18 protein-coding genes and 1 pseudogene are annotated in these 24,304 nt (G+C 50.4%); 5 read left to right on the plus strand and 14 right to left on the minus strand.

Annotated features, from left to right (window positions below; all coding sequences use genetic code 11):
• Positions 1-187 precede the first annotated feature (187 nt).
• Positions 188-2,557: a glycoside hydrolase family 2 TIM barrel-domain containing protein gene (locus SHK35_RS12025; RefSeq protein WP_318709959.1), complete on the plus strand. Its 2,370-nt coding sequence runs from the start codon at positions 188-190 to the stop codon at positions 2,555-2,557.
• Positions 2,558-2,567: 10 nt separating this feature from the next.
• On the opposite strand, the gene SHK35_RS12030 is transcribed toward SHK35_RS12025, so the two are convergent.
• The 5 genes from SHK35_RS12030 to SHK35_RS12050 all read right to left on the minus strand — a co-directional run bounded on the left by SHK35_RS12030 (position 2,568) and on the right by SHK35_RS12050 (position 11,678).
• Complete coding sequence (locus tag SHK35_RS12030) at positions 2,568-5,246, minus strand: cation-translocating P-type ATPase (RefSeq protein ID WP_318709960.1); 2,679 nt, start codon at positions 5,244-5,246, stop codon at positions 2,568-2,570.
• 89 nt (positions 5,247-5,335) lie between these two features.
• Positions 5,336-7,261: an ABC transporter ATP-binding protein gene (locus SHK35_RS12035; protein WP_318709961.1), complete on the minus strand. Its 1,926-nt coding sequence runs from the start codon at positions 7,259-7,261 to the stop codon at positions 5,336-5,338.
• Positions 7,258-9,012 (minus strand): ABC transporter ATP-binding protein, encoded by a 1,755-nt coding sequence (locus SHK35_RS12040; RefSeq protein WP_318709962.1) that lies wholly within the window; start codon positions 9,010-9,012, stop codon positions 7,258-7,260. Before SHK35_RS12040 ends, SHK35_RS12035 begins: the two co-directional genes overlap by 4 nt.
• A gap of 101 nt (positions 9,013-9,113) precedes the next feature.
• Entirely contained in the window at positions 9,114-9,572 is a 459-nt protein-coding gene (locus tag SHK35_RS12045; protein ID WP_318709963.1) for a SpoVA/SpoVAEb family sporulation membrane protein, read from the minus strand.
• 96 nt (positions 9,573-9,668) lie between these two features.
• Positions 9,669-11,678 carry a methyl-accepting chemotaxis protein gene (locus tag SHK35_RS12050; protein WP_318709964.1) on the minus strand — a complete coding sequence of 670 codons (2,010 nt, stop codon included), beginning with the start codon at positions 11,676-11,678 and terminating at the stop codon, positions 9,669-9,671.
• A 201-nt stretch (positions 11,679-11,879) separates the two neighbouring features.
• Here SHK35_RS12050 and SHK35_RS12055 point away from each other — a divergent pair, with 201 nt between their 5' ends.
• From SHK35_RS12055 to SHK35_RS12070, 4 genes are all read left to right on the plus strand, one after another.
• A complete protein-coding gene (locus SHK35_RS12055) occupies positions 11,880-12,365 on the plus strand; it encodes a stage V sporulation protein AB (protein ID WP_318709965.1) in 486 nt (161 codons plus the stop codon).
• 27 nt (positions 12,366-12,392) lie between these two features.
• Positions 12,393-13,019 carry a stage V sporulation protein AA gene (locus tag SHK35_RS12060; protein ID WP_318709967.1) on the plus strand — a complete coding sequence of 209 codons (627 nt, stop codon included), beginning with the start codon at positions 12,393-12,395 and terminating at the stop codon, positions 13,017-13,019.
• A gap of 74 nt (positions 13,020-13,093) precedes the next feature.
• Positions 13,094-13,564, plus strand: a complete 471-nt coding sequence (locus SHK35_RS12065) for an acyl-CoA thioesterase (RefSeq protein ID WP_318704603.1) — start codon at positions 13,094-13,096, stop codon at positions 13,562-13,564.
• A 107-nt stretch (positions 13,565-13,671) separates the two neighbouring features.
• Positions 13,672-15,165 carry a methyl-accepting chemotaxis protein gene (locus tag SHK35_RS12070; protein ID WP_318709968.1) on the plus strand — a complete coding sequence of 498 codons (1,494 nt, stop codon included), beginning with the start codon at positions 13,672-13,674 and terminating at the stop codon, positions 15,163-15,165.
• A 99-nt stretch (positions 15,166-15,264) separates the two neighbouring features.
• Here SHK35_RS12070 and SHK35_RS12075 read toward each other — a convergent pair whose 3' ends face one another.
• From SHK35_RS12075 to SHK35_RS12115, 9 genes and pseudogenes are all read right to left on the minus strand, one after another.
• Positions 15,265-16,389: a glycoside hydrolase family 25 protein gene (locus SHK35_RS12075; protein WP_318709969.1), complete on the minus strand. Its 1,125-nt coding sequence runs from the start codon at positions 16,387-16,389 to the stop codon at positions 15,265-15,267.
• A 144-nt stretch (positions 16,390-16,533) separates the two neighbouring features.
• Positions 16,534-17,298 carry a SigB/SigF/SigG family RNA polymerase sigma factor gene (locus SHK35_RS12080; protein ID WP_318709970.1) on the minus strand — a complete coding sequence of 255 codons (765 nt, stop codon included), beginning with the start codon at positions 17,296-17,298 and terminating at the stop codon, positions 16,534-16,536.
• A 3-nt stretch (positions 17,299-17,301) separates the two neighbouring features.
• Entirely contained in the window at positions 17,302-17,796 is a 495-nt protein-coding gene (locus SHK35_RS12085; protein WP_318709974.1) for an ATP-binding protein, read from the minus strand.
• 146 nt (positions 17,797-17,942) lie between these two features.
• Entirely contained in the window at positions 17,943-18,248 is a 306-nt protein-coding gene (locus SHK35_RS12090) for an STAS domain-containing protein (protein ID WP_318709971.1), read from the minus strand.
• Positions 18,249-18,377: 129 nt separating this feature from the next.
• Entirely contained in the window at positions 18,378-19,796 is a 1,419-nt protein-coding gene (locus SHK35_RS12095; RefSeq protein ID WP_318704609.1) for a tetratricopeptide repeat protein, read from the minus strand.
• Positions 19,797-19,824: 28 nt separating this feature from the next.
• The gene (locus tag SHK35_RS12100) at positions 19,825-19,977 is read right to left on the minus strand and encodes a hypothetical protein (RefSeq protein WP_318704610.1); all 153 of its coding nucleotides are present in this window, start codon (positions 19,975-19,977) and stop codon (positions 19,825-19,827) included.
• Entirely contained in the window at positions 19,970-21,304 is a 1,335-nt protein-coding gene (locus SHK35_RS12105) for a bifunctional folylpolyglutamate synthase/dihydrofolate synthase (protein WP_318709972.1), read from the minus strand. The genes SHK35_RS12100 and SHK35_RS12105 overlap by 8 nt, the downstream gene beginning before the upstream one ends.
• Positions 21,305-21,310: 6 nt before the next feature.
• A complete protein-coding gene (locus SHK35_RS12110) occupies positions 21,311-24,019 on the minus strand; it encodes a valine--tRNA ligase (protein ID WP_318709973.1) in 2,709 nt (902 codons plus the stop codon).
• Positions 24,020-24,124: 105 nt separating this feature from the next.
• Positions 24,125-24,304: pseudogene (locus tag SHK35_RS12115) on the minus strand (group II intron reverse transcriptase/maturase); the annotation flags it as partial.

Genomic DNA, 24,304 nt, shown 5'->3' on the forward strand with positions numbered 1-24,304 from the left:
TTAAAAAAATGCTAAGCCATAGGTTTTAATCTGTGGCTTAGCACCATATTTTACAGTTTAACTCCCAAAGTCAGGTTTTTTTCACCAATGGCAAATAGTAAAGGTGTATTTTTCCACAAAAAAGGTTAAAATATAAGAAAACTAAGATAGAAAAACATTTCTGGAATCAATTAACCAAGGAGGCGCTATGCGAAAAATTATTCCTTTCAACGACAACTGGAGCTTTACCAAGGACGCCGACCCAAAAGGTGCCTGTTTTGAGTCAGTAACGCTGCCCCACACCTGGAACAATGTGGACGGCATGGACGGCAGAGGTGAATACTACAGAGGAAAATGCTGGTATGCCAAAACCCTGGAAACCCCAAGGCTTCCAGAGGGCTATCGGCTCTGCCTGGAAATCCTGGCCCTTTCTTTGTGCGGCAGGGTATTTGTAAACGGCAGGGAAGCCGCATGCCACGAGGGAGGATTTTCCTCCTTTGTAGTAGATATTACGGACTATCTTAACCCTCATGGCGCAAATGAGCTTTTGATTTTGGCGGACAACGAAAATCACAGCCACATCTACCCCCAGATGGCAGACTTCACCTTTTACGGAGGGCTCTACCGGGGTGTACGGCTTCTGTTTCTTCCTCCGGTGCATTTTGAAACCTCCTTCTACGGTGCATCCGGACTTGCCGTCACCTGTGAAACCTCCTTCGAGGCCCCTTTGGAAGCCTCGGTAAAGGTGCCGGGCAGAGCAGGCCTGCAGAATACCCCCGACGGCCAGAAGGGCACTGGGATTCCCCAGGGCAGCGCAATGCTTCATTTAAACAGCTGGGTGACGGACCCCAGCGAGGACTACACAGTCCGCTATCTGATTCTGGACAGAGAAGGAAACGCCGTATCGGAGATTTTTCGCCCCTCCCTTGCCCCCAAGGCGGACGTGCTGCTTCCAGATGCCCATCTGTGGCAGGGCGTGGAGGATCCCTATCTCTACCGCTGCATTGCTTCTTTGATATACCGCAATGAAACTGTGGATCAAGTGGAAACTGCCTTTGGCATCCGCTCCTTCTATGTGGACCCGGAGAAGGGCTTTTTCTTAAACGGAAAGCCCATGATGCTGCGAGGCGTGGCCAGACATCAGGACCGTCTCTACCAGGGATGGGCCCTCACAAGGAAAGAGCATTACGAGGACGCCGCGCTGATCAAAGAGATCGGTGCCAACACCGTGCGTCTTGCCCACTACCAGCACAGCCAGGATTTCTATGACGCCTGCGATGAATACGGTTTTATCGTCTGGGCGGAAATTCCCTACATCAGTGCCCAGAGCGACGACCCTTCGGCCCACGAAAACTGCCGCCTGCAGATGAAGGAGCTGATCTACCAGAATTACAACCATCCCAGCATCTGCTTCTGGGGACTTTCCAATGAGATCACCATCGCCGGAGAAAAGCCTGGACTTGTGGAAAACCACAGGGATCTGAACAGACTGGTAAAAAGCATCGATCCCAGCCGTCTTACCACCATGGCCCATGTAAGCATGCTCCCTCTGGACAGCCCCCTCCACGGCATCACGGACCTGGAGAGCTATAACCACTATTTTGGCTGGTACGGCGGCACCTATGACAACAATGAAGCATGGCTGGACCGCTTTCACCGGATACACCCCTATATCTGTCTGGGCCTCTCCGAGTACGGCGCAGAGGGCATTATCACCTATCAGCCGGACGAGCCCAAATGCAGAGACTACTCTGAGGCCTATCAGGCCCTGTACCATGAGCACATGGCAAAGATTCTCATGGAGCGTCCCTATCTTTGGTCCACTCACGTTTGGAATATGTTTGATTTTGGCTGCGCTGCGCGAAACGAGGGCGGCACCGCCGGGAGAAACAATAAGGGCCTTGTGACCATCGACCGGAAAATCAAAAAGGAAGCCTTTTACGTCTACAAGGCCTATTGGAGCAGAGAGCCCTTTGTATATCTGTGCGGCAGGCGCTATGCAAAGCGGGCTTTTGATACTGCTGCCATAAAGGTATATTCCAACTGCCCTCAGGTGACCTTGTATGTAAATGGCAAACCCTTTTCCACCCAGTACGGAGACAAAATTTTTCTGTTTGAAAACGTCCCCCTCTCCCAGGGCTTCACTTTTTTAACTGCTTCGGCTTCCTTGGATGGCAAAACAGTAAACGACAGCATGACCCTGGAAAAAACAGATAAGAAACCAGATATCTATACCCTCCCCCGGGAGGAGGACGATCTGGACGGGGCGGTGAATTGGTTCGAACAGGTAGAAACCGTGGCAAGCGACGCCCCCGCTGAATTTTCCCAGGAGCATTTCAGCATTTACGACAAGATAAAAGACATCCTCCAAAATGAAGATGCCTTTCAAATCCTGGCCGGTTCCATGTACGCCATGACCGGCATGAAGCTGAAAAAATCCATGCTTGGCATGATGGGGGACCAAACCCTGAAAGAGCTCTCCTCCATGATGACCGGCATGGGCGGTTCTGAAAAAAAGGTGCCCAAAAACGCCATGGAAATCATCAATGCGGAGCTTGGAAAAATTTCCAAGAAATAGGGCGTGTTCTTTATCTGTCCCCAAACAGCCGTCCAAGCAGTACAATACACTCATGGGCTAAAAGCGGACAGGCGGCCAGCAGGCTCAAATGGAGCCACTCCCGTCCCGTCAGGTGAGAGGTGCCGAAAGCGCTGATAAAAAAAGGCACCTCCGTCACCGCAAACTGCAGCACAAATCCAATGACACAAGCAACGATCATCAGCTTGTTTTCCCAATGCCTCATGGTAAAGACAGACCGTTTTGTATCCCGCATACCCACTGCGTGGAAAAGCTGTGACATTCCAAGTACCGTGAACGCATAGGTCTGGGATTTTGCAAGCACCCCCTTCTGGCTTAAGACCGCCCCCAGATTTTCTACATCGACGGGCAGTCCCCCGGACCTTAAAAGAGCTCCGGGCAGCAGAAAAAAGGCTGTCAGACTGATGCCTGCAATCAGAATGCCGTAAAAGCAGGTGCAGGCAAGCCCCCCTCTGGAGAAAAGACTTTCGTCCGCCTTTCTGGGGGGATTTTTCATTAAGCTCTTTCCATCGTTTTTATCCACTCCCAGGGCAAGAGCGGGCAGAGAATCCGTAATCAGATTGATCCAGAGAATATGGCTTGACTTTAAGGGAGAGGCCATCCCCAAAAGCACCGCCACAAACATGGTCATCAGCTCTCCCAAATTGGAGGAAAGCAGAAAGATCACCGACTTTCTGATGTTTTCATAAACGCCCCTTCCCTCTTCAATGGCTTTTTCTATGGTGGCGAAATTGTCGTCCACAAGAATCATATCCGAGGCCTGCTTTGCCACGTCCGTCCCCATCTTTCCCATTGCGATGCCGATATCCGCCGCCTTTAAGGAAGGCGCATCATTGACTCCGTCTCCGGTCATGGCCACGATCTGCCCTTTTTTCTGAAAGCCCTTTACAATTCTCACCTTCTGGGCGGGGGAAACCCGGGCAAAAACCCTGGTGTCATCCAGACGCTCCAAAAACGCCTCCTCCTTCGTCTGCTCCAGCTGTTCCCCCGTCATACACTGCTCCATGCGGCTTACAATACCAAGCTGCTTACCGATGGCAAAGGCTGTATCCACATGATCCCCGGTGATCATCACCGTAGATACCCCGGCCTCCACAAAGGTGCTTACCGCTTCCGCCGCTTCCGGTCTGGCCGGGTCCTTCATGCCCGCTACTCCCAGAAAGGTCAGTCCCTCCTCCTGTAAAATAGGACGGCCTGAGACAGTCTTGGGAAGTCTCATGGCCACCGCCAATGTCCTCAAGGCGCTGCGCGACATCTCTTCCACTGCTTTCAGAATCCTTTGGCGATGAAGCTGCGTCAGCCGCTCCCGCTTTCCGCCGATCCAGATTTCAGTGCATTTTTTCAGCACCTCATCAGGAGCGCCCTTGGTATAGCAGATAAAAGAAGAGCCCTTCCTGTGGCAGGTGGTCATCATTTTCCGGTCCGAGTCAAAGGCCAGCTCCCCAAAACGGGGAAACCTCCGCTCTAAGGCCTCCTTTTCCACCCCCAGCCTTTCACACACATCTAAAAGAGCCAGCTCCGTGGGATCGCCCATGCGGTTTTCTCCCTCTATGGAGGCGTCGTTGCACAAAGCCATCCCATACAAAAAATCCTCCGGAAATTCCCCGTGAAATTCCTCCACATCCGCCAGCCTGTTCTCCACAAAGCACTTTTCCACCGTCATCCGGTTCTGGGTCAGCGTCCCCGTCTTATCGGAGCAGACCACGCTGACGGCCCCCAGAGTTTCCACCGACGGCAGTCTCCTTACAATGGTATTTACCTTCACCATTCTGGTGACGCTTAAGGCCAGGCAGATAGTCACTACAGCGGGCAGTCCCTCCGGCACGGCCGCAACCGCCAGGGAAATGGCGGTAATGAGCATTTCCAGTATATTTCTGTGCTGCACCACCGCAATGGCAAAAAGCGCCCCACAGAGAAGCAGGGAAAGGATGCTCAAAAGCTTTCCCAGCTCTCCCAGCCGCTTTTGAAGAGGTGTCAGCTCCTCCTTTGCCTCGGTGATCATGGCTGCAATCTGTCCCAGCTCCGTGTCCATTCCCACAGCCGTGACAATCCCTTCTCCTCTTCCATAAGTGACAATGGTTGACATATAGGCCATGTTGTGCCGGTCTCCCAGGGGAATGATCTTGCCCTGGGCTGCCGTAAACCCTGCATCCTTTTCCATGGGAAGGGATTCTCCGGTCAGTGCAGACTCCTCAATCTTTAATTGATTGGTTTGAATCAGTCTTAAGTCTGCTGGAACCTGACATCCCGCTTCCAGACACACCAGGTCACCCGTCACCAGCTGCGCCGCAGGAATCTCTTTTCGCCTGCCGTCACGGATCACCTGTGCCCTTGGGCTGGTAAGCTTTTTTAAGGATTCCAGGGCCTTTTTGGCCTTTCCCTCCTGCACCACGCCCACAAAGGCATTCATGCAGACTACAACGGCGATGATAACAGCATCGCTTACCTCCCCAAGAAAAAGGGACACCACAGCGGCCGCAATGAGCACATAAATCAATGGATCATTCAGCTGCTCCACAAAGCTCTCCACCACTGTTTTTTTCCGGGGAGACTTCATCTCATTCCTGCCGTTTTTTAAAAGCCGTTTCCCGGCCTCCTCCCAGGAAAGGCCCCTCCTGCCGTCGCTGCGGCATCTGCTTACAGTTTCCTGCACACTACACTGTTCAAACACGGTAATCCCTCCTAATGCTTGTTTGCAATGTAGTTTATGCCTGTATTTTGCAAAGTATGTCCCTTTCCGGGCAGTTTACGCTTCCCCCTCTATGCTTCCGCCCCGATCTGATTGCCGGTATAAAGCTGATAGTATTTTCCCTTCTGGGCCAGCAGCTCCTCATGAGTGCCCCGCTCAATAATGCGTCCCTGCTCTAAAACCATAATGCAGTCGCTGTTTCGCACCGTAGACAGTCTGTGGGCAATCACAAAGGTGGTTCTGCCGCTCATCAGCTTATCCATACCGTCCTGGACAATCTTTTCGGTGCGGGTGTCAATGGAGCTGGTAGCCTCATCCAAAATAAGTACGGGCGGATCCGCCACCGCAGCTCTGGCAATGGCAAGGAGCTGGCGCTGTCCCTGGCTTAGGTTTGCCCCGTCTCCCGTAAGCACTGTCTGGTAGCCGTCGGGAAGCTGGCGGATAAAGCCGTCCGCATTTGCCAGTCTGGCTGCGGCAATCACCTCCTCGTCAGAGGCCTCCAGCCTTCCAAAGCGTATGTTTTCCATCACTGTATCCGTAAACAAATGGGTATCCTGGAGCACGATTCCCAGAGAACGGCGCAGATCTCCCTTCTTTATCTTATTGATATTAATACCGTCGTACCGTATTTTCCCATCCTGTATATCATAAAACCTGTTGATGAGATTGGTAATCGTAGTCTTTCCCGCACCGGTAGAGCCCACAAAGGCAATTTTCTGCCCCGGTTTCGCATAGAGCTTAATATTATGGAGCACCACCTTGTCATCGCTGTAGCCGAAATCCACGTCGTTAAATACCACATCCCCCTTAAGCTCCACATAGTCCACACTGCCGTCGGACTGATGCGTATGCTTCCAGGCCCACATACCGGTTCTCTCCGGACATTCCGTGAGAACGCCGTCCACTCTTTTTGCACGTACCAGGGTCACATAACCCTCATCCGCTTCCTGTTTTTCGTCAAAAAGATCGAAAACCCGTTTTGCGCCGGCCTGTGCCATAATAATGCTGTTCAGCTGCATGCTCACCTGATTGATGGGCATATTAAAGCTCTTGTTAAAGGTCAGAAAGCTCGCCAGGCCTCCCAGTGTCAGGCCCCCGAAGCCGCTTAAGGCCATGGCCCCGCCCACAATGGCGCAGACCACATAGCTCATATTTCCCAGCTGGGAATTGATAGGGCCCATCAGGTTTGCAAACTTGTTTGCATTGTAGGCGCTGTCAAAGAGCCTGTTGTTCAGCTCTTTAAAGCCGTCCAGGCTTTTCTCCTCATGGCAGAATACCTTCACCACCTTCTGTCCCTCCATCATCTCCTCAATATAACCGTTCACCCTGCCAATGTCCGTCTGCTGCTTTACAAAGTATCTGCCGCTTAAGCCGCTGACCTTTCTGGCGGTGACAAGCATGATCCCCACCATCAGAAGCGTCACCAGAGTAAGCACAACATTCAGGGAAATCATGCTGATGAAAACGCTGACCACAGTAACCGCACTGGAAATGATCTGGGGAATGCTCTGGCTGATCATCTGGCGCAGTGTATCAATGTCGTTTGTGTAAATGGACATAATATCCCCATGGGCATGGGTGTCAAAATATTTTATGGGCAGCTTTTCCATATGGGCGAACAGATCGTTTCGCAGGTTTCTCAAGGTTCCCTGAGTCGCATTCACCATAATTCTGGAATAGGCGAAGGTGCACAAAACGCCTGCCAGGTAAAAGCAGCCCACCCGGAAAATGGCGTGAAGCAGATTGGTAAAGTCTGGGTTTTCCTGGCCCAGCATGGGGAGAATATAATCGTCGATCAGGGTCTGGAGAAATAAGGTTCCCTGCACATTAGCCAGAACGCTTGCGATGATAAAAAGAACCACCAGCACCAGGGCAATCCCATAATCCTTCATGATATATTTCATCAATCTGAAAAAAACAGCTCCAGGGTTTTTGATGACTTCTCCTCCCCGCATCCGGTTTCCCATGGGTCCTCTCACCACTTTTGCCTGTGTCATGCCTCATCGCCTCCCTTCTCGTCAAAGTCTCCGCTTCCGCTGGTCTGTGCCTCATATACCTCTTTGTAGATCGTGTTGGAGGCCAGAAGCGTTTCATGGGTTCCGATGGCGTCCACCTGGCCATTGTTCAACACAATAATACGATCCGCGTTCTGCACGCTGGAAATGCGCTGCGCAATAATCAGCTTTGTGGTGTACGGTATCTGGGTGGCAAAGGCCTTTCTGATTCTGCTGTCCGTGGCGGTATCCACCGCGCTGGTGCTGTCGTCCAGAATCAGAATTTTGGGCTTTTTCAAAAGCGCTCTGGCAATGCAGAGCCGCTGCTTTTGGCCCCCGGATACATTGCTTCCCCCCTGTTCAATATAAGTGTTGTACCCATCAGGGAGCTTTTCAATAAACTCGTCCGCACAGGCCAGACGGCAGGCCTGCCTGCATTCCTCCTCTGTGGCGTTCTCGTCGCCCCAGCGCAGATTCTCCAGTATGGTTCCCCGAAAAAGCACATTCTTCTGGAGCACCACCGCAACCTCATTGCGAAGGGTCTCCAGATCATAGCTTCTCACATCCTTGCCGCCCACATAAACCGCGCCCTCTGACACATCATAGAGACGGCTGATCAGATTCACAAGACTGGTCTTTGAGCTTCCCGTCCCGCCTAAAATGCCGATGGTCTCTCCGGATTTGATCTCAAAGCTCACATGACTCAGCACGGGACTTTCACTTGCCTGATTATAGCGGAAGGTTACATCCTCAAACCGGATGCTGCCGTCGGGCACATCGAAATCCGGATGCTCCGGATTGGTCAGATCCGCCTTTTCCTCCAATACCTGACAGATTCTCCTGGCGCTGGCCATACTCATGGTAATCATTGCAAATACCATGGACAGCATCATCAGGCTCATAAGAATATTCATGCAGTAGGAAAGCAGGCTCATAAGATTGCCCGTGCTCAATGTACTTCCCACGATCATTTTTGCGCCCAGCCAGCTGATCAGCAGAATGCAGGAATACACTGTAAACTGCATCAAAGGCGCGTTGCAGGTAAGAATGCTCTCTGCCTTTTTGAACATTCTGTAAATATTTCCGCTGGCTTTGTGGAATTTCTCAATTTCATACTCCTCTCTCACATAAGCCTTCACCACCCGCTGGGCGGAAACATTTTCCTGTACGCTGGCATTCATGTCATCATATTTTTGAAAAGCTTCCGTAAAATATTTCATGGCAAAGCGCATGATCAAAAGGAGAAGTGCCCCCAGAAAGACCACTGCAGCCAGATAGATGGAGGCAATTCTTGCATTGATGAAAAAAGCCATGGCCATAGCGCAGATCATGCTGGAGGGAGCCCTGAAGCACATGCGCAGAAGCATCTGATAGGCATTCTGAAGGTTTGTCACATCCGTGGTCATACGAGTCACCAGACCCGCCGTGGAGTATTTGTCTATATTGGAGAAGGCAAAGGTCTGAATGTTAGCGTACATTGCCTCTCTCAGATTCCTGGCAAAGCCTGCGGAGGCCCTTGCCCCATACTTTCCTCCCATAATTCCGGCAAAAAGGCCCACGGCTGCCGCTGCCGCCATCACGCCGCCTACCTGATAAATGTGCCGCATGTTGCCCGCTTCCACGCCGTCATCTATGATAGATGCCATCAAAAGAGGGATTACCGTTTCCATGAGCACCTCAAGCACCATAAACAGGGGGGTTTTGATGGAATCAGTCTTAAAATCCTTGATCTGCTTTCCTAATGTCTTTATCATATCGCTGCTCTCCTGCAAAAAAATTAGGCAGCCAACTTTTGTTAGCTGCCTAACATTATAAATGAGAGATTACTGTGATTGCAAGAAGAAATGTATCCGTTTTATGTGAGAAATCCAGCCGCCCACAAAATCAGGCCCAGAGCCCAGCTGGTAAAGACGCCGTACAGAATCACCGGTCCCGCAATGGTAAATATCTTCGATCCTATGCCGTATACCTGCCCTTCCTTTTGAAACTCTATGGCAGGAGCCGCAACGGAGTTGGCAAAACCCGTAATAGGCACCAAGGCTCCCGCTCCGCCCCATTTTACAATGCCGGGATAGATGTTAAAACCCGTCAGGAGAACGGAAATCAAAATCAGGATCAGGGAACACCAGCTTCCGGCGGTCTGCTTGTCAAAGCCCATACCTGCGGCAAAATTCAAAACAGCCTGCCCCAATGTGCAGATGATTCCGCCGGTGATAAATGCCTTCAGCATCTGCAGCCACAAATTGTGGGTGGGTGTCACTTCCTTTACATATTTTTCATACTGCTGTTTCTTTTCTTCTTCCTTTTGTTCCATCTGCTCTGCATACCTTTCCGGCGTCCGTGCGCCAATGTGTAGTTAAACTGCACATAGTATCTGCACTTCGTCTAAAATTATGCAGAGCAGCAAAATTTATCTGAGCTTAAACGCCAAAACCAGATCGTTCATATTGGTGGCCTGTGCCGACAGCTCTTCACTGGTGGCAGAGGTTTCCTCCGCCGTTGCGGAGTTGTTCTGTACTACAGAAGATATCTGGTCGATACCCTGCTCGATCTGTTCCATGGCTTCCGCCTGGGTATTGGAATTTTCCATGGACTTTTGAGATTCCTGTGCAAGAATTTCCATGCCGTCCACAACCTTCATCAGAGACTGATAGGTTCTCTCCGTAATCTGGTTGCCTCTCTCGATTTCCTGCAGGGAGGTTTCTATCAGCTGTCTGGTATGTACCGCCGACTGCGCACTGTCATCCGCCAGCTTGCGGATCTGATCTGCCACCACGGCAAAGCCTCTGCCGGCTTCTCCCGCCCTTGCCGCCTCAATGGCCGCATTCAGGGACAGAAGATTGGTCTGGGATGCAATATCCTCGATCTCCTCAATGATATCGCTGATCTGTTTGGAGGTTTCGTTGATACGCTGCATAGCCTGGGTCAGATCCTTCATCTCATTTCCGCTGGTCACAGCCTGCTGCTCATATTCCTTCGCCTGCTTATAGGATTCGCCCAGGGATTTTGCGCTCTCCTCCACAATGCTGGTAACGTTGGTGATGGTAGCCTGCAGCTCCTCAATGGCGCCTGCCTGATCTGTTGCCCCCTCTGCAAGCCCCTGGGCTGTCTCCGCCATCTGGTTGGCGCCCAGTGTCACCTGCTCCACCGCGTCAATAATATTTTTCAGCGTGTCGCTCAGCCTGTCATTTAACTTCTCCATAGACACCACAAGCCCATGGAAATCTCCCACATAATGATCTGCCTTCTGGGTCGTAACCGTAAAATTGCCCTGGGACATTTCACCAAGCAGATGATCCGCATCCTGAATCACGGTCTGCAGATTGGTGACCAGAGTGCCTGTGGCATCTGCCAGCACCCGGGTTTCATCCTCTGTGTCAACCTCAGGGATCGGTGAATGCAGATCTCCCTCCGCCAAAAGCCTCAGACGCTCTGAGCACAGGCCGATGGGAGTGCCAATCATCCTGCCGATCACTCTCGCCGTCTTCATGCCTATTCCAATGGCAATCACCGAGACAACCGCCGCAATCAGGATACATATAATGGTAGAGCCCATAAAATCCATAATCGGTGCATTTAAGGCCACGCTCCAGCCGTCAGTGTCAGGAATGGGCGCATAGGCCAAAATCTTCATGCTTCCCCCATAGGTGTAAATACCATATCCCGTTTCTCCCTGGGTCATTTTCGTCTCCAGATTGGCAATGGCCCTTAAGGAGGAGTCGGTCTGGGCCATTTCAATGGTATTCTCCTGGGCCTCGGCGATGCTTTCATCCGTGTGGGCGATGGTTACCCCTGAGGAGCTTAACATATAGCAGCCCGCATTTTCACTTACCTTTATGGAATCCGCTATGTCGTTTAAAAGATTGGGATCCGGCAGAAGAAATACCACCCCCACCACTTCTGAATTAACCAGTCCGTCCTTCCACACAGGCGCCGATATGATAATGCTCAGCACGCCGTCCGTCTTTGCAAAAACCGGATCGGAAACCACCACCTCGCCCTGCATGGAACGCTGGAAATAATCCCTGTCCGAGTAGTCGGTGCCGTCGTACTCACAAATGCCGTCGGCATTGATAAATTTCCCCCTGGTCATGCCGTAGGCTTCCACTCTATGATCAATAATCGCCTGCTTTTCCTCCGGGCTTACACTGTCATCAGAAAGGCTTTCCAGCATGCCCAGCTCCTCCACCACACGCACCGTGGTCTGAAGATCCTTAGAGACACGGTCTGCCGTAATCTGCGCCATAACCGCCATTTCATCCTCCAGGGTGGTCAGTGTGCTGCTCAGATTGAGGATACACATAATCACTGCAAGAACAATAACAGAAGCACCTGTCAGGACGCTGATATCATACTGCAGTCTGGCCCGTATGCTGGAAATATGTTTTTTCTTTCTTTTTGTCTTTTTTTCACCATTCATCTTAAGACACCCTCCTTTGCCATTCCATCTTCCGTCCCCCACCCGTCAGATGATTAAAAAAAGTATATCACAAAAAACGTTTTCATTCCAGTATTGTATAAAAATTTTTGTAATTTTTTTGTTTTTTTGGATATACTGAAATATAAAATGTAAAAAATAAGTAAAAGGGAGAAAGTGTCATACTTCCATGGAGGATTTTTCATGAATTTTTTCAAGCTTTTTTTTCTGGCCGTGTCCGGCGCAGCCTATGGCATTTTGTCTGCCGCAGGCGTATTTACCGTTTTTGTAGCCGTGGGGCTGGTTCCCCGCTTTGCAGGAAGAACCCATACCGCCGGAAAAATATTGTTATACGAAGAAATGGTGATTTTCGGCACTCTGGCAGGCTCCTTTCTCAGCATATTCTCCCGCTACAGCCAGTTTGGCGCCTGGTGGCAGCAGCATTTCCCCGGACAGGAAGAGGCGCTGCTTCGGGCGGGCGGCGCCATCCAGCTCATTTTCGGGTTGTTCAGCGGTATGTTTGTAGGGTGCCTTGCCCTGGCCATCGCTGAGATGCTGGACAGCATTCCTATTTTTACCAGACGGATTTCCTTCCGCCACGGCATCGGTCTGGCCGTTGTCAGCATGGCCGCCGGAAAGCTGTGCGGCTCTCTTTTATACTTTTGGTGGGAATTTCACCGCACCGCATAAAGAAAGCGCATAAGAAAGGATGAAAAAATGTCTCAGACAACCGTTTATCTAAAATGTACCAGAAATGCGGAGGTAACCTCCCCGGACGTCTTTCTGACGGATATCGCCGCCCTGCGCTGCGCAGACAATACCATAAACGCAAAGCTGAAATCCCTGAAGGTGCATCACTTCTCCAGTGACTCCTGCAAAAGATTTGTTCTGAGCACCCTTAAGGTTGTGGAGCTGATGGAACGGGCCTGTCCCAATATCACCGTACAGATTGTGGGGGAGACAGATGTGTTGGTGGAATGGGTTTTAGCAGACAAGCGCAAGGGCTGGCGGCAATGGCTTAAGGCGGCCCTTGTATGTATGGTAAGCTTTTTCGGCACTGCCTTTACCATTATGGCTTATCACAATGATGTGGGAATCAACGATGTTTTTACGGAATTTTACCGGCTGGTCATGAACAGGGAGCCGGACGGCCTAAACGTGCTGGAGGTATCTTATTCCATCGGTCTGGCCGCCGGGATTATCCTGTTTTTCAACCATGTGGGCGGGCGCAGGATCACGAAGGACCCTACCCCCATTGAGGTTGCCATGCGCAATTACGAAAAGGATGTGGATATGGCCTTAATCGAAACAGCGGACAGAGAGGGTAGGGAGGAGGAGGCCTGACTTAAGAATTTCCTTGAGTTTCCCTTAGGTTTGTATTACACTGAAGCTATCATATATACGAACGAGGGAATGCTATGGAACCAAAAAGAGTATCTGATTCTGAGACGGAGCAGCTTCGGGTGGTCATCTATCCGGACATCAACGGCTTCGGCAGGCTGTTCGGCGGACGGCTTTTAGCCTGGATCGACGAGGTGGCCGGCGCTGCTGCAAGACGCCACTGCGGACGCAATGCCACCACCGTGGCCATCGATAATCTCTATTTTAAGTCAGGCGCCTATTTGAACGATATCATTGTGCTCATCGGAAGAGTGACCCATGTGGGCACTACCTCCATGGAGGTCCGGGTGGACACCTACAGGGAGGATACAGACGGCACAAGGCATCCCATTAACAGGGCCTATTTTGTCATGGTGGCCATGGGCGACGATGGAAAGCCCACGCCCGTTCCTCCCCTGCTGCTTGAAAATGAGGGAGAACGCATGGAGTGGGAAAATGCGGAAAAAAGAAGACAGCTGCGGCTTATGCGCAGGAAGGAAGGCTACTAGTCCTTTCTTCCTTTTTTTGCGGAAAAAAGTAGAAAATCAGAGGATTTCAGGTTATAATATCAGTAAACAGGCATCCCCGCAAGGCGGATGCAGAAACGAGGTGAAGCATGAACCCAGAAAACAATTATTCCTATAACAACGCGTCCATGCGCTTCCGGAAAATGAACGGCCTGTACATACTAGCCTCTTCCCTTCTTTGGTGTATGTTTCTGGTCTATCTTCTGATGAAGCTGCTGATTCAAAACATTTCTTCCGCAACAGCGTATGGGAACACTGTTTTTGTGCTGATTTTTTTGACGGTCGGCCTGATTTTGTATTTCCGCAATAAGGAAAGCGCCCGCCTGAAGCTTTTTGTTTCTATCGCCATCGGACTGGAATTTCTGCTTTTAGGCGTACAGACAGACGCAGAATTTATTTGCTATGCTGTCATTATTATACTAGCCTTGCAGATTCCCTATTATGACCACAAATGCTACCGCATCATCTGCATTGCCTACGCGGTTCTTTTTACCCTGGTTTCTACAGTCCGCATGGTAAAGGGAGAAAGCGTCATGGATATTGACTCGCTGTGCAGAAGCGTGTGTCTGTACATTATCTTTTTTGTACTCTGCAAGGTGAGCAGCATCTCCAAGCTGTTCAGCGACCATGCTCTTGGCTCCCTGCAGGAGCAGAGCCAGAGACAAAAGACCATGCTGGATCACATTCTGGATATCTCCAAGACTGTACAGGAGCAGACTGCCGCAAGCGACACTCAGGTGAATGAGCTGGTAGATGCCGCCACCAAGGCGGCCCAGAGCATGAAGGAAATTTCTTCCGCCACCAGCACAACAGCCCAAAGCATTGAGGAGCAGAACAATATGACCCAGACCATCCAGGAGGCCATCAATGAAACTCAGGAGCGCTCCAAAAAGATGGTAGAGGTGGCTACACAATCCAACGAAAGCATTCAAAATAACATGAAAGTCATGGACGACCTAAAGGAGCAGTCCGCAAAAATTGCCGACACCAATCATGCGGTTACCCAGTCCATGGCAAGGCTCCAAGACAAGACAAAGGAAGTGGAAAATATTGCCGGAATGATTCTCCAGATTTCCAGCCAGACCAATCTTCTGGCCCTGAACGCTTCCATCGAAAGCGCAAGAGCCGGGGAAGCAGGCAGAGGCTTTGCGGTGGTAGCTGATCAAATCCGCCAGCTTGCCGAACAGACCAAGAGCTCTACGGAAGAAATTACCCGAATCACCAGCGAATTAAACGCAAACGCCAAAGAGGTGGTGGTCTCTGTGGACAGCTCCTTAGAGGAGACCAAGCTGCAAAATGAAAATATACTCACTGCCGCTGAATCCTTTACCGTATTAAACAATAACATGACAAGCCTTATTGAGGATATCAGCGCCATTGACGAACAGATTTCGGGTCTTGCCCACTCCAACAACCGGATTGTGGACAATATATCACAGCTTTCCGCCTCCACAGAAGAGGTAACCGCCAGTGCAGAGCAGGTACAGGAAATGAGCGAACGCAACCTGATTCACGCAGAGGGTGTACGCACAGCCATTCAAAATGTCCAAAATAAAATTGACGAAATCAAGGATTACCTATAAAGTTTTGATCTGAAAAAGCCTCACCAATTTTTTGCCTTACCAAAAAGGGCAGGATTTCCGTAATTCCTTTTCGGAAATCCTGCCCTTTTGCATTTCCATTTACCAAAGAGGCCCAAAGCTGATATTCAAATCCACCGGCCCGTCAATGCCGTTTACAGTGCCATTGTCCGTATACTGCCAGATTTCATACTGGTAGGGATAATAGAAATCTGCATTATAATAAGCAAACCATTTGTCATAATTCTCCAGTTTCGCAAGATCAAGCAAAAGCGCACCCATCTCCATATTATGGTATATCATAGGCTTATAGCCCGCATTTTCAATGGTCTGGCAGAACAAAAGAGTAAGGTTTGTGCGATCCTCCACCGTGAGGCTGTTCATGCGTCCATCGTCCCCTGATACCTTTTCCACGTCAAACACCACAGGGCATTCTATCCGGTAGGGTGCAATTTTCTCCAGTACAAAATTGGCCTCCTCCATAAGCTCCTCTTCGTTTATGGCCTGGGTATAAAAATAAACCCCCACCTTGATTCCGGCGCTCAGCGCCCCTGTGATATTCTGCTCAAAATACTCATCCTCCACCAGCTTTCCGGTGCCGTAGCCTCTAAGCCCCACCCGGATAAAGGCATACTCAACGCCATCTGCCGCCACCTGCTGCCAGTCGATTTCTCCCTGGTGCTTGGACACGTCAATCCCCTTATGGGAGGTCACCTGTCCGTTTTCCAGATATTGGTATTCCCCCGTCTCCAGAATATTCAAATTCTCCTGGGTGTAATCATTCAAGCGCAGATCCTTTTGTATGGGTACAAAATGGAAAGTGCCGCCGCTCACCACCACCAGCTCGTCGGGGTAGTAGGGACGAAGGGTTTCCACCGTCGTTTCTCCGGCTGTAAGAGAGGCTTTGATTCCCTCCAGAATTTCCTGGGAGGCCTCTGTCCCCGCCTCCTCCTTTGCCTGCGCCACCATGGCGTCAAGCTCCTCTTTTGTATAGGTGACCTGGCCCTCCTGCTCGGAAAGCATCACCGCCTCCGCAATGTCATCGGCATTCTTCTGAAATTCCGCATCTATCCACATATAAAGAACGCCGGCCAGATAAGTCACAAGCACTAATACAAGAAGGCATCCAAACATCACAAGAATGGAGCTGATTCTGTTATTTCTCCTGCGTCCGCTCCTCTCCAGTCTGTCCTCCGTAGTCCGGCTGCCGTTTCTGTTATTTTTCATGGGTATTTTCTTCTCTCCTTTTTTCACATCCGTGCCGCAGTCTGCCTGTTTCGACCGCAGCCGCCTTTATCTTTCATGATAATCTAAAATGTGAGGAAAAAAAAGAAAAAATAACAATTTTTATAAAATATTAATGAATCAAAATCAGCCCGCCCGCTCCCGCAGCCGTAAGAGTATCTTTTTTTCCATTCTGCTGACCTGAACCTGGCTGACCCCCAAAATTGCGGCAATTTCCACCTGTGTCTTATTTTGGAAATAGCGCATATAGATCAGCTCTCTGTCGGAAGCCTCCAGACTGTCCAAAAGCTGTGAAAGCAGCATATGATCCAAGAGCCGCTCCTTTTCATAATCGTTTCCATCACACAGTCCTCCAAGTCCTGCAGCAGAGGCCGTCCCCTGGTTCTGCACCACTCTGTCCACCAGGTACATCTCACTTCCGTCATCCTGATACACCGCGCTGTATAAGGATTCCACCTCAGCCCCTGCCTCCATGGCAAGCACGATTTCCTCCCGGGAAAGCCCGGATTCTCTGCCGATTTCCGAGAGAGCCGGCTCTCTGTTCAGCTTAGCCTGAAGACGCTGTCTGGCCATGCGCACCTTCAGCGCATTTTCCTTGATGGTTCTGGACACCTTCACCAGTCCGTCATCCCGCAGAAAACGTTTGATTTCCCCTGTGATCATAGGCACCGCATAGGTGGAAAACTTTACGCCCTGGCTTAAGTCAAATTTGTCGATTGCCTTGATCAGCCCTATGGTTCCAATTTGAAACAAATCCTCCATGTCACATCCTCTTCCCGCAAAGCGTCTCACAATATGGTGCACCAGTCCCAGGTTTTTCTCGATCAGTACTTCTCTGGCCTCTTTATCTCCCGACTGGGATTTTGCAATCAGTACTGACACATCTTCCATAAGCTAGTCCTCTCTGTCTATCCATTCGCCGGTCCCCAGTTTTTTCTTCATCCGCACACAGGTTCCCTGTCCCGGCACGCTGGAAACCTCCAGATCGTCCATAAAAGCCTCCATAAAGGCAAAACCCATTCCCGAGCGTTCCAGCTCCGGTTTTGTGGTAAACAAGGGCTCCATGGCTCTTTCAATATCCGAAATCCCCTTCCCCTTATCCGTAACCTCAATATGTAAGATTCCCTTTTCCAAAAGGCACCGAATCCTTACCTTGCCCGGATGCACAGTCTCATAGGAGGGTCTCACCTCCCCATGCCTGCCGTAGCCGTAAAGATTTTCGTAGCCGTGTATGATTGAGTTGGTCACCGCCTCCGACACCGCCGTCTTAATGTCCGCAAGCTCCTCCAGGGTAGGGTTTAAATGGGACACAAAAGCCGCCACCGCTACTCTGGCAAAGCTTTCGTTATTGGAAACTGCATCGAATGTAAGCTCCATTTCGTTTCTCATGTCTGCTCCCCTCCATACTTCCTGACTTCCTTTTTGTTCTTCCGTCTCTGCCTTTTCTTTTACTTCCGACTTTTCTTTTACTTCCGACTTTTCTTTCACTTCTGGCTTTTCCTTCATTTCTGCAATCATGCTTTTTTTCTCCGTTTCTAATTTAATATTTCCACAATTCTGGTCAGTCCGGAAATCTTCAAAATCCGCTGTATCTGCCTGTCCGCATGAATGGCGTAAACACGTCCGCCAAAGCAGGCAATCTTCTTATAACGCCCCATGATAATGCCAATGCCTGAGGAATCCATAAACCTGGTATTCTCAAAGTCGAAAACCACATTACTCACATTCTCCCGCACAATATACCGATCCGCATTCTCGCAGATATAACCGGCCAGATGATGATCCACCTCTTTTGGCAGTCTGACCATCAGACAGTTGTCAATAACCTGAAACTCCTCCATTTGCTTCCTTCCTCTCTTCCCCTTTTCTTTTTCCGCATCCGTTCCGTCGTCCTCCTTCGCACGTGCAAAAGAACCTGCATAATGCTATGCAGGTTCTTTTCTTTCGTACTTTTTCCATTCTGTTGTTTTTTACTGGCTGCCTCCAGCTGTGCTGAGATCATCCCGGTAACGCTGTGCGCGCCTTGCCCTGTCTGTATCGGGAAACAGCTCTATCACTCTGTCATAGGTCGCAACAGCGTTCTCCGTATCGCCGTTTAAGCGGTAGGCATCGGCCAGACTGTACAAAGCCTCCGCGTTTGCGGCATCGTAATATACTGCCCTGGTAAAGCTTTCAATGGCGGCCCCATAGTCCTCATCGTTATATGCCGTGGTTCCCTCCGCATAATAGGTCTGGGAAAGCTCTGGCCCTACGGCCCCCAGAAGCACATTGTACAGGCTTTGAAAGGCCTGTGACGTATCCTCAATATTTACGCTTTGGGCAATGCTCTCCAGGTTTTCTCCCGTCTGCTGTGCATCCTGGTTCTCCAGATATGCGGTTGCAGCCGAAAGAAGATTATCGATGGTCTGCAGGGTGCCGTCCGCCCCCACATAGCCCTCAAGCTCCTGGTTCAAAGAAGCATTTTCCTGTTCCAGATTTGCGATTTGCGCCTCCAGCTCCGTAATCCGGGCAGTTCTTGTATCCAGCTGGTTTCCAATTTCCGTTATGGTTTTCTGAGCCTCATTGTTGGCGTTAGATACGGCTGCAGGCACCACCAGAAAATACATTGCTGCCAGGCCGATCACAAGTCCAATCCCCAGATTCACAAGGGTTGATACGCCGCCTCCTCTGGTTTCTTTCACATTTAACGGCTGAATGATAATCTCATTGTCGCTCTGGTAGCGCACTGCCTCATCTTTCCTGTGCCTGGGCATCTGCTTTACACCCTCTTCCGGCTGCAGCATCTGCTCCACCTCCTGCAGATAGCGCAGTGTCTGGGTGTTGTTCCGGTCAATGGCCATGCACTTTTTCAGCTCCCGCCTGGCCTTCTCCCAATTTTCACTGTCCATATACAAAAGGGCCAGCAGCTGATGGGCCCGTACGAATTTGGGGTTTAAGGAGAGTACCTTTTTCAGCTGGATCACCGCCAGGTCCTTGCTGTCCTGTCCACAGTAAGCCAAAGCCTGATTATACTTTTTAATGGTCTGATTGATGGCCTCCAACCGGGAAGCATTGGTCTGTATCATTTCGATATAGTCGTCCGCAATATTTTTCTCTCCCCGCAGGTTTTTGCTGATCACCCATTCACTCAGGGCCGCCACCACCTCGCCCATCTCAAAATACACAAGACCTAAAAGATTTCTGGCCTCAATATTGTTTTTATTGAATTTAAGACTCTGCCGCAGGCTGCCTATGGCCCCGGTCAAGTCCCTGACTCCGGCCCTTTCCAGACCTTCGTTGTAGTACATATTGGAAACCTGCATTATCTTCTTGTAAAGAGAGACATCCGCTCCGCAGGCCGTACAAAAATCGTGCTCCGACAGGCGACAGCCACAGTTATAACAAAACATTTGCACACCTCTTTCTCATGACTGTTTCTTATGACTGTTCCTTCTTTCCTTCCGATTCCTTTATCATCTTCACCAGAATATCCGCCATATCCGTCAAATCCTGGTTGTAAATTGCTTCCTCCGCATCCTCCACCTCAAGACTGGGATGAAATTTCTTCAGCTCTTCCTCAAAATTAATCATGCGCTAACAGCTCCTTTATTTCGCCCGCCAGATAAAGGCTTCCCGCAATATAAATGCGTTCCTCCCCAATCTGCCCCCGGGACTTTCTCTGCTCCTCCAAAAGCGCGCAGAAAGCAGTGTCAACATTGTCGTATAAGGTGTATCTGCAGCCAGGGTACCGTAAAAACAATCTGTCAAGCGCTGCAAGCTGCACAGCTCTTTTGTTTTTCATATGCGCTGCCGCAATGCGGTCAAACAGCCCGGACTGCACCACTCTCTGCAGCATATGTCCGTAATCCTTATCTGCAGCCACACTAAATAAAAGGCTCCTTTTCCCTTGCCAGCCATCCATTTTTACCGTATCCAGAAACGCCCGGATGCCGTCCTCGTTATGAGCCCCGTCCAGATAGACCTCCGGCAGTACCTCTTCCATCCTGCCGGCCCAAAAGCACTTCTCTATTCCACGAATCAGATGCTCCCTTGAGATGGTTTTTCCACCGTCCAGCACCTCTGCGCAGCGTACTGCAAGGGCCGCATTTTCCATCTGATATCCCGCTATGGTGTGCAAGGTAAGCCTAACATAACCATAATACCTAGTACCAAGAGAAAAATCAATGCTTTTATTTTTAATTTTTAAGAAAGCGTAGTCATTTTTCGACACCGGATAAGCCTGAATGCCAAGCTGGGCCGCCCTGCCCTGAATCACCAAAGAAGCCTCCTTTACAGTATCGGAGAAAACCACCGGCGTTCCCTTTTTTAAAATCCCCGCTTTTTCCCCCGCAATGGCTTCTATGGTATTTCCAAGATATTCCACATGGTCAAGGCCAATCCGGGTGATCACGGAAAGCTCCTTTTCGTCCACGGCGTTGGTAGCGTCAAGCCTCCCTCCCAGACCTGTTTCCAGAATACAAAAATCCGGCTTCTCTCTGGAGAAGGCAAGCATGGCCATAAAAAACAGATACTCAAAAAAGGTGGGATGATACCCCGCTCCCTTTTCAAGGGCTTCCCAGTCAAGCGCATTGTACACCGAAAGAAAAGCCCAAAGAAAGGTTTCCTTCTCTATCATGCGGCCCTTGATGAAAAACCGCTCTCTGATATCCACCAGATGGGGCGACGTAAACGCAGCCACAGTGTATCCGGCCTCCTCTAAAATGCAGCGCAAATAAGCACAAACGGAGCCTTTTCCGTTTGTGCCGGCCACATGGATGATTCTCATTCCCCGGTCCGGGCTTCCAAGCCTTTTTAAAAAGGCTTTTGTATCCTCCAGGGTATTTTTTCTGGTAAAGCGGGGCGTATCGTAAAGATACGCCTCCGCCTGCTCAAAGGTATTGATTTGTTTTTTTTCCAAAAGGATTTACCTGCCCTCTCCTCCGGAAAGCTGTGCAAGGCGCAGGGTCACCTGCTCCATCATCTGTTCATATTTTGCAAGCTTCTCCTTCTCCTGATCCACCTTTTCCTGGGGCGCCTTAGACAAAAAGCGCTCATTGGAAAGCATTCCCCGGGATCGTGCCAGTTCCGACGTAAGACGCTTTTTCTCCTTTTCCAGCCTTTCTATCTCCTGTGCGATATCCACAAGCTCCGCCAGCGGAATGTAGAGCGTAGCCCCCGGAATCACCACGGACACCGCATCCTTGCCCATACTGTCTTTATCCTGCCCGGAAAGAGCGCTTAGCGTGATCACCTCGTTTGCATAAGCCAAAGAGGCAAAGAACAGCCTGCCCTCGCTGAAGGTGCGCAGAATATCCGCATCCTCACTGACTATAGTAACCTTCGTCCTGCGGCTGGGCGCCACATTCATCCCGCTTCTTGCATTGCGGATGCCTCTTACCGCCTCCTTGATGATCTCAATATCCTTCTCTTCTTGGGGAAAGCTTCTGTCCGGACGGTACTTGGGCCAGCTGCTGATCATGATGGATTCCTCACTGCTTTGCAGCGTGCAGAAAATTTCCTCCGTGATAAAGGGCATATAGGGATGCAGCAGCTTTAAGGCGTCAAGCAGCACACTCTTTAAGGTCCACAGAGCCGCATTCTGGCTGATCTCGTCATCTGAGCTGTAAAGCCTGGGCTTTACCATCTCAATGTACCAGTCGCAGAATTCATCCCAGATAAAGTCATAAACCTTCTGTACCGCAATCCCCAGCTCAAAATGCTCCATATTGTCCGTAACGTCTTTCACCAGGGTATTTAATTTGGAGAGAATCCATTTGTCCGCAGGAGCAAGCTCTCCTGCTTCTGGCTCTCTTATTTCTTTTCCGGTCTTTTCACAGGTCTGCTCCATATTCATCAAGATAAACCGGGAAGCATTCCACACCTTATTGGCGAAATTCCGGCTGTTTTCCACCCTCTCATAATAAAAGCGCATATCATTGCCCGGCGCATTTCCGGTGATCAGCGTCAAACGCAGGGCGTCCGCGCCATACTGATCGATGATCTCCAGCGGGTCAATGCCGTTGCCCAGGGACTTAGACATTTTTCTGCCCTGGCTGTCCCGCACAAGGCCGTGGAACAATACCGTCTTAAAGGGTCTCTCCCCCATCTGCTCATAGCCGGAAAAGATCATGCGGATGACCCAGAAGAAAATGATGTCATAGCCTGTCACCAGCACATCGGTGGGATAAAAGTATTTCAAATCCTCCGTCTGCTCGGGCCAGCCCAGGGTCTCAAAGGGCCACAGGGCCGAGGAAAACCAGGTGTCCAGCGTATCAGGGTCCTGGGTAAAATGAGTACAGCCGCATTTGGGGCATACATCCGGCATCTTACTGGCAACCACCACTTCCTTACACTCGTCGCAGTAGTAGGCCGGAATCCGGTGTCCCCACCAGAGCTGGCGGCTGATGCACCAATCCCTGATATTGTCGGTCCAGTTGAAATAGTTCTTTTCCATACGCTCGGGAATCAGCCTGATCTCTCCGGTTTTCACCGCCTTTATGGCCGGCTTTATCAGCTCGTCCATCTTTACAAACCACTGCTCCTTCACCAGAGGTTCAATGGTAGTCTTACAGCGGTCATGGGTGCCCACATTGTGCATATGCTCCTCGACCTTTACCAGAAGCCCCATAGCGTCCAGCTCTTCCACGATGGCCCTGCGTGCCTCATAGCGGTCCATTCCCGCAAATCTGCCGCCGTTTTCATTGATGGTGGCGTCGTCGTTCATCACATTGATAATGGGCAGATTATGACGTCTCCCCACCTCGAAGTCATTAGGGTCATGCGCCGGGGTGATCTTTACCACGCCCGTTCCAAACTCTCTGTCCACATATGCGTCCGTGACAATGGGAATCTCCCGGTTCATCAAGGGCAGCATCACCTTTCTTCCCTTCAGATGCTGATAACGCTCATCGTCGGGATGAATGGCCACCGCCGTATCTCCCAGCATGGTCTCGGGACGGGTGGTGGCAAAGGTCAGGAATTCTGTATCGCTTACCGTTCCATCCTCGTTGATGAGAGGATATTTGATGTGCCAGAAATGACCTGCCTGCTCCTGATATTCCACCTCCGCGTCAGAGATAGAAGTGTTGCACACAGGGCACCAGTTGATGATTCGGGAGCCCTTATAAATATAGCCCTTTTCGTGCATCTTTACAAAGACCTCGGTAACAGCCTTGTTGCAGCCCTCGTCCATGGTAAAGCGCTCTCTGTCCCAATCGCAGGAGGAACCCAGCTTTTTTAACTGGCCGATGATGCGCCCGCCGTATTCCTTTTTCCACTCCCAGGCTCTCTCTAAAAATTTTTCACGGCCCAGGTCGTTTTTATCAATGCCCTCTTCCTTCAGCTTTTCAATAATCTTAACCTCTGTAGCAATGCTTGCATGATCCGTGCCCGGCTGCCACAGGGCGTTATAGCCCTGCATCCGTTTAAACCGGATCAGGATATCCTGCATGGTATTGTCCAGCGCATGCCCCATGTGAAGCTGTCCCGTAATGTTTGGGGGCGGAATCACGATAGTAAAAGGAGTCTTGTCATGATCCACCTCTGCGTGAAAATATTTTTTGTCAAGCCACTTCTGATACAATTTGTCCTCTATGCCCTTTGGGTCATAGGTTTTTGCCATTTCTCTGCTCATTTCCTGCTCCTTTCCTTTTGCGGGATTTCCTGTAATCGAGTAGGAGGGGGTGATTAGCCCCCGTCCTCTCACACCACCGTGCGTACCGTTCGGTACACGGCGGTTTCAATAGTTGACATGCAGTGGCTGATAGGCTGCGGCTAAGTCATAAAAGCCCCAGTTTATCAGTCTTTCTTTACTTAATGCCCAATTGACCGCCTTGTTTCCTGCATTGAACCAGTATCCTTTGCGGTCGTAGGCTATTGTTGCCGCATAATGGCTGTCCACTCCCAGTCCTATCAGTTT

The sequence above is a fragment of the Candidatus Acetatifactor stercoripullorum genome (genome assembly GCF_944382095.1).
Taxonomy (GTDB): Bacteria; Bacillota; Clostridia; order Lachnospirales; family Lachnospiraceae; genus Acetatifactor; species Acetatifactor stercoripullorum.

Coding starts and splice junctions, on each gene's coding strand:
- SHK35_RS12025 (WP_318709959.1), top strand. CDS start 188: ATGCGAAAAATTATTCCTTTCAACGACAACTGGAGCTTTACCAAGGAC.
- SHK35_RS12035 (WP_318709961.1), bottom strand. CDS start 7,261: ATGACACAGGCAAAAGTGGTGAGAGGACCCATGGGAAACCGGATGCGG.
- SHK35_RS12040 (WP_318709962.1), bottom strand. CDS start 9,012: ATGATAAAGACATTAGGAAAGCAGATCAAGGATTTTAAGACTGATTCC.
- SHK35_RS12045 (WP_318709963.1), bottom strand. CDS start 9,572: ATGGAACAAAAGGAAGAAGAAAAGAAACAGCAGTATGAAAAATATGTA.
- SHK35_RS12050 (WP_318709964.1), bottom strand. CDS start 11,678: ATGAATGGTGAAAAAAAGACAAAAAGAAAGAAAAAACATATTTCCAGC.
- SHK35_RS12055 (WP_318709965.1), top strand. CDS start 11,880: ATGAATTTTTTCAAGCTTTTTTTTCTGGCCGTGTCCGGCGCAGCCTAT.
- SHK35_RS12060 (WP_318709967.1), top strand. CDS start 12,393: ATGTCTCAGACAACCGTTTATCTAAAATGTACCAGAAATGCGGAGGTA.
- SHK35_RS12065 (WP_318704603.1), top strand. CDS start 13,094: ATGGAACCAAAAAGAGTATCTGATTCTGAGACGGAGCAGCTTCGGGTG.
- SHK35_RS12070 (WP_318709968.1), top strand. CDS start 13,672: ATGAACCCAGAAAACAATTATTCCTATAACAACGCGTCCATGCGCTTC.
- SHK35_RS12075 (WP_318709969.1), bottom strand. CDS start 16,389: ATGAAAAATAACAGAAACGGCAGCCGGACTACGGAGGACAGACTGGAG.
- SHK35_RS12080 (WP_318709970.1), bottom strand. CDS start 17,298: ATGGAAGATGTGTCAGTACTGATTGCAAAATCCCAGTCGGGAGATAAA.
- SHK35_RS12085 (WP_318709974.1), bottom strand. CDS start 17,796: ATGAGAAACGAAATGGAGCTTACATTCGATGCAGTTTCCAATAACGAA.
- SHK35_RS12090 (WP_318709971.1), bottom strand. CDS start 18,248: ATGGAGGAGTTTCAGGTTATTGACAACTGTCTGATGGTCAGACTGCCA.
- SHK35_RS12095 (WP_318704609.1), bottom strand. CDS start 19,796: ATGTTTTGTTATAACTGTGGCTGTCGCCTGTCGGAGCACGATTTTTGT.
- SHK35_RS12100 (WP_318704610.1), bottom strand. CDS start 19,977: ATGATTAATTTTGAGGAAGAGCTGAAGAAATTTCATCCCAGTCTTGAG.
- SHK35_RS12110 (WP_318709973.1), bottom strand. CDS start 24,019: ATGAGCAGAGAAATGGCAAAAACCTATGACCCAAAGGGCATAGAGGAC.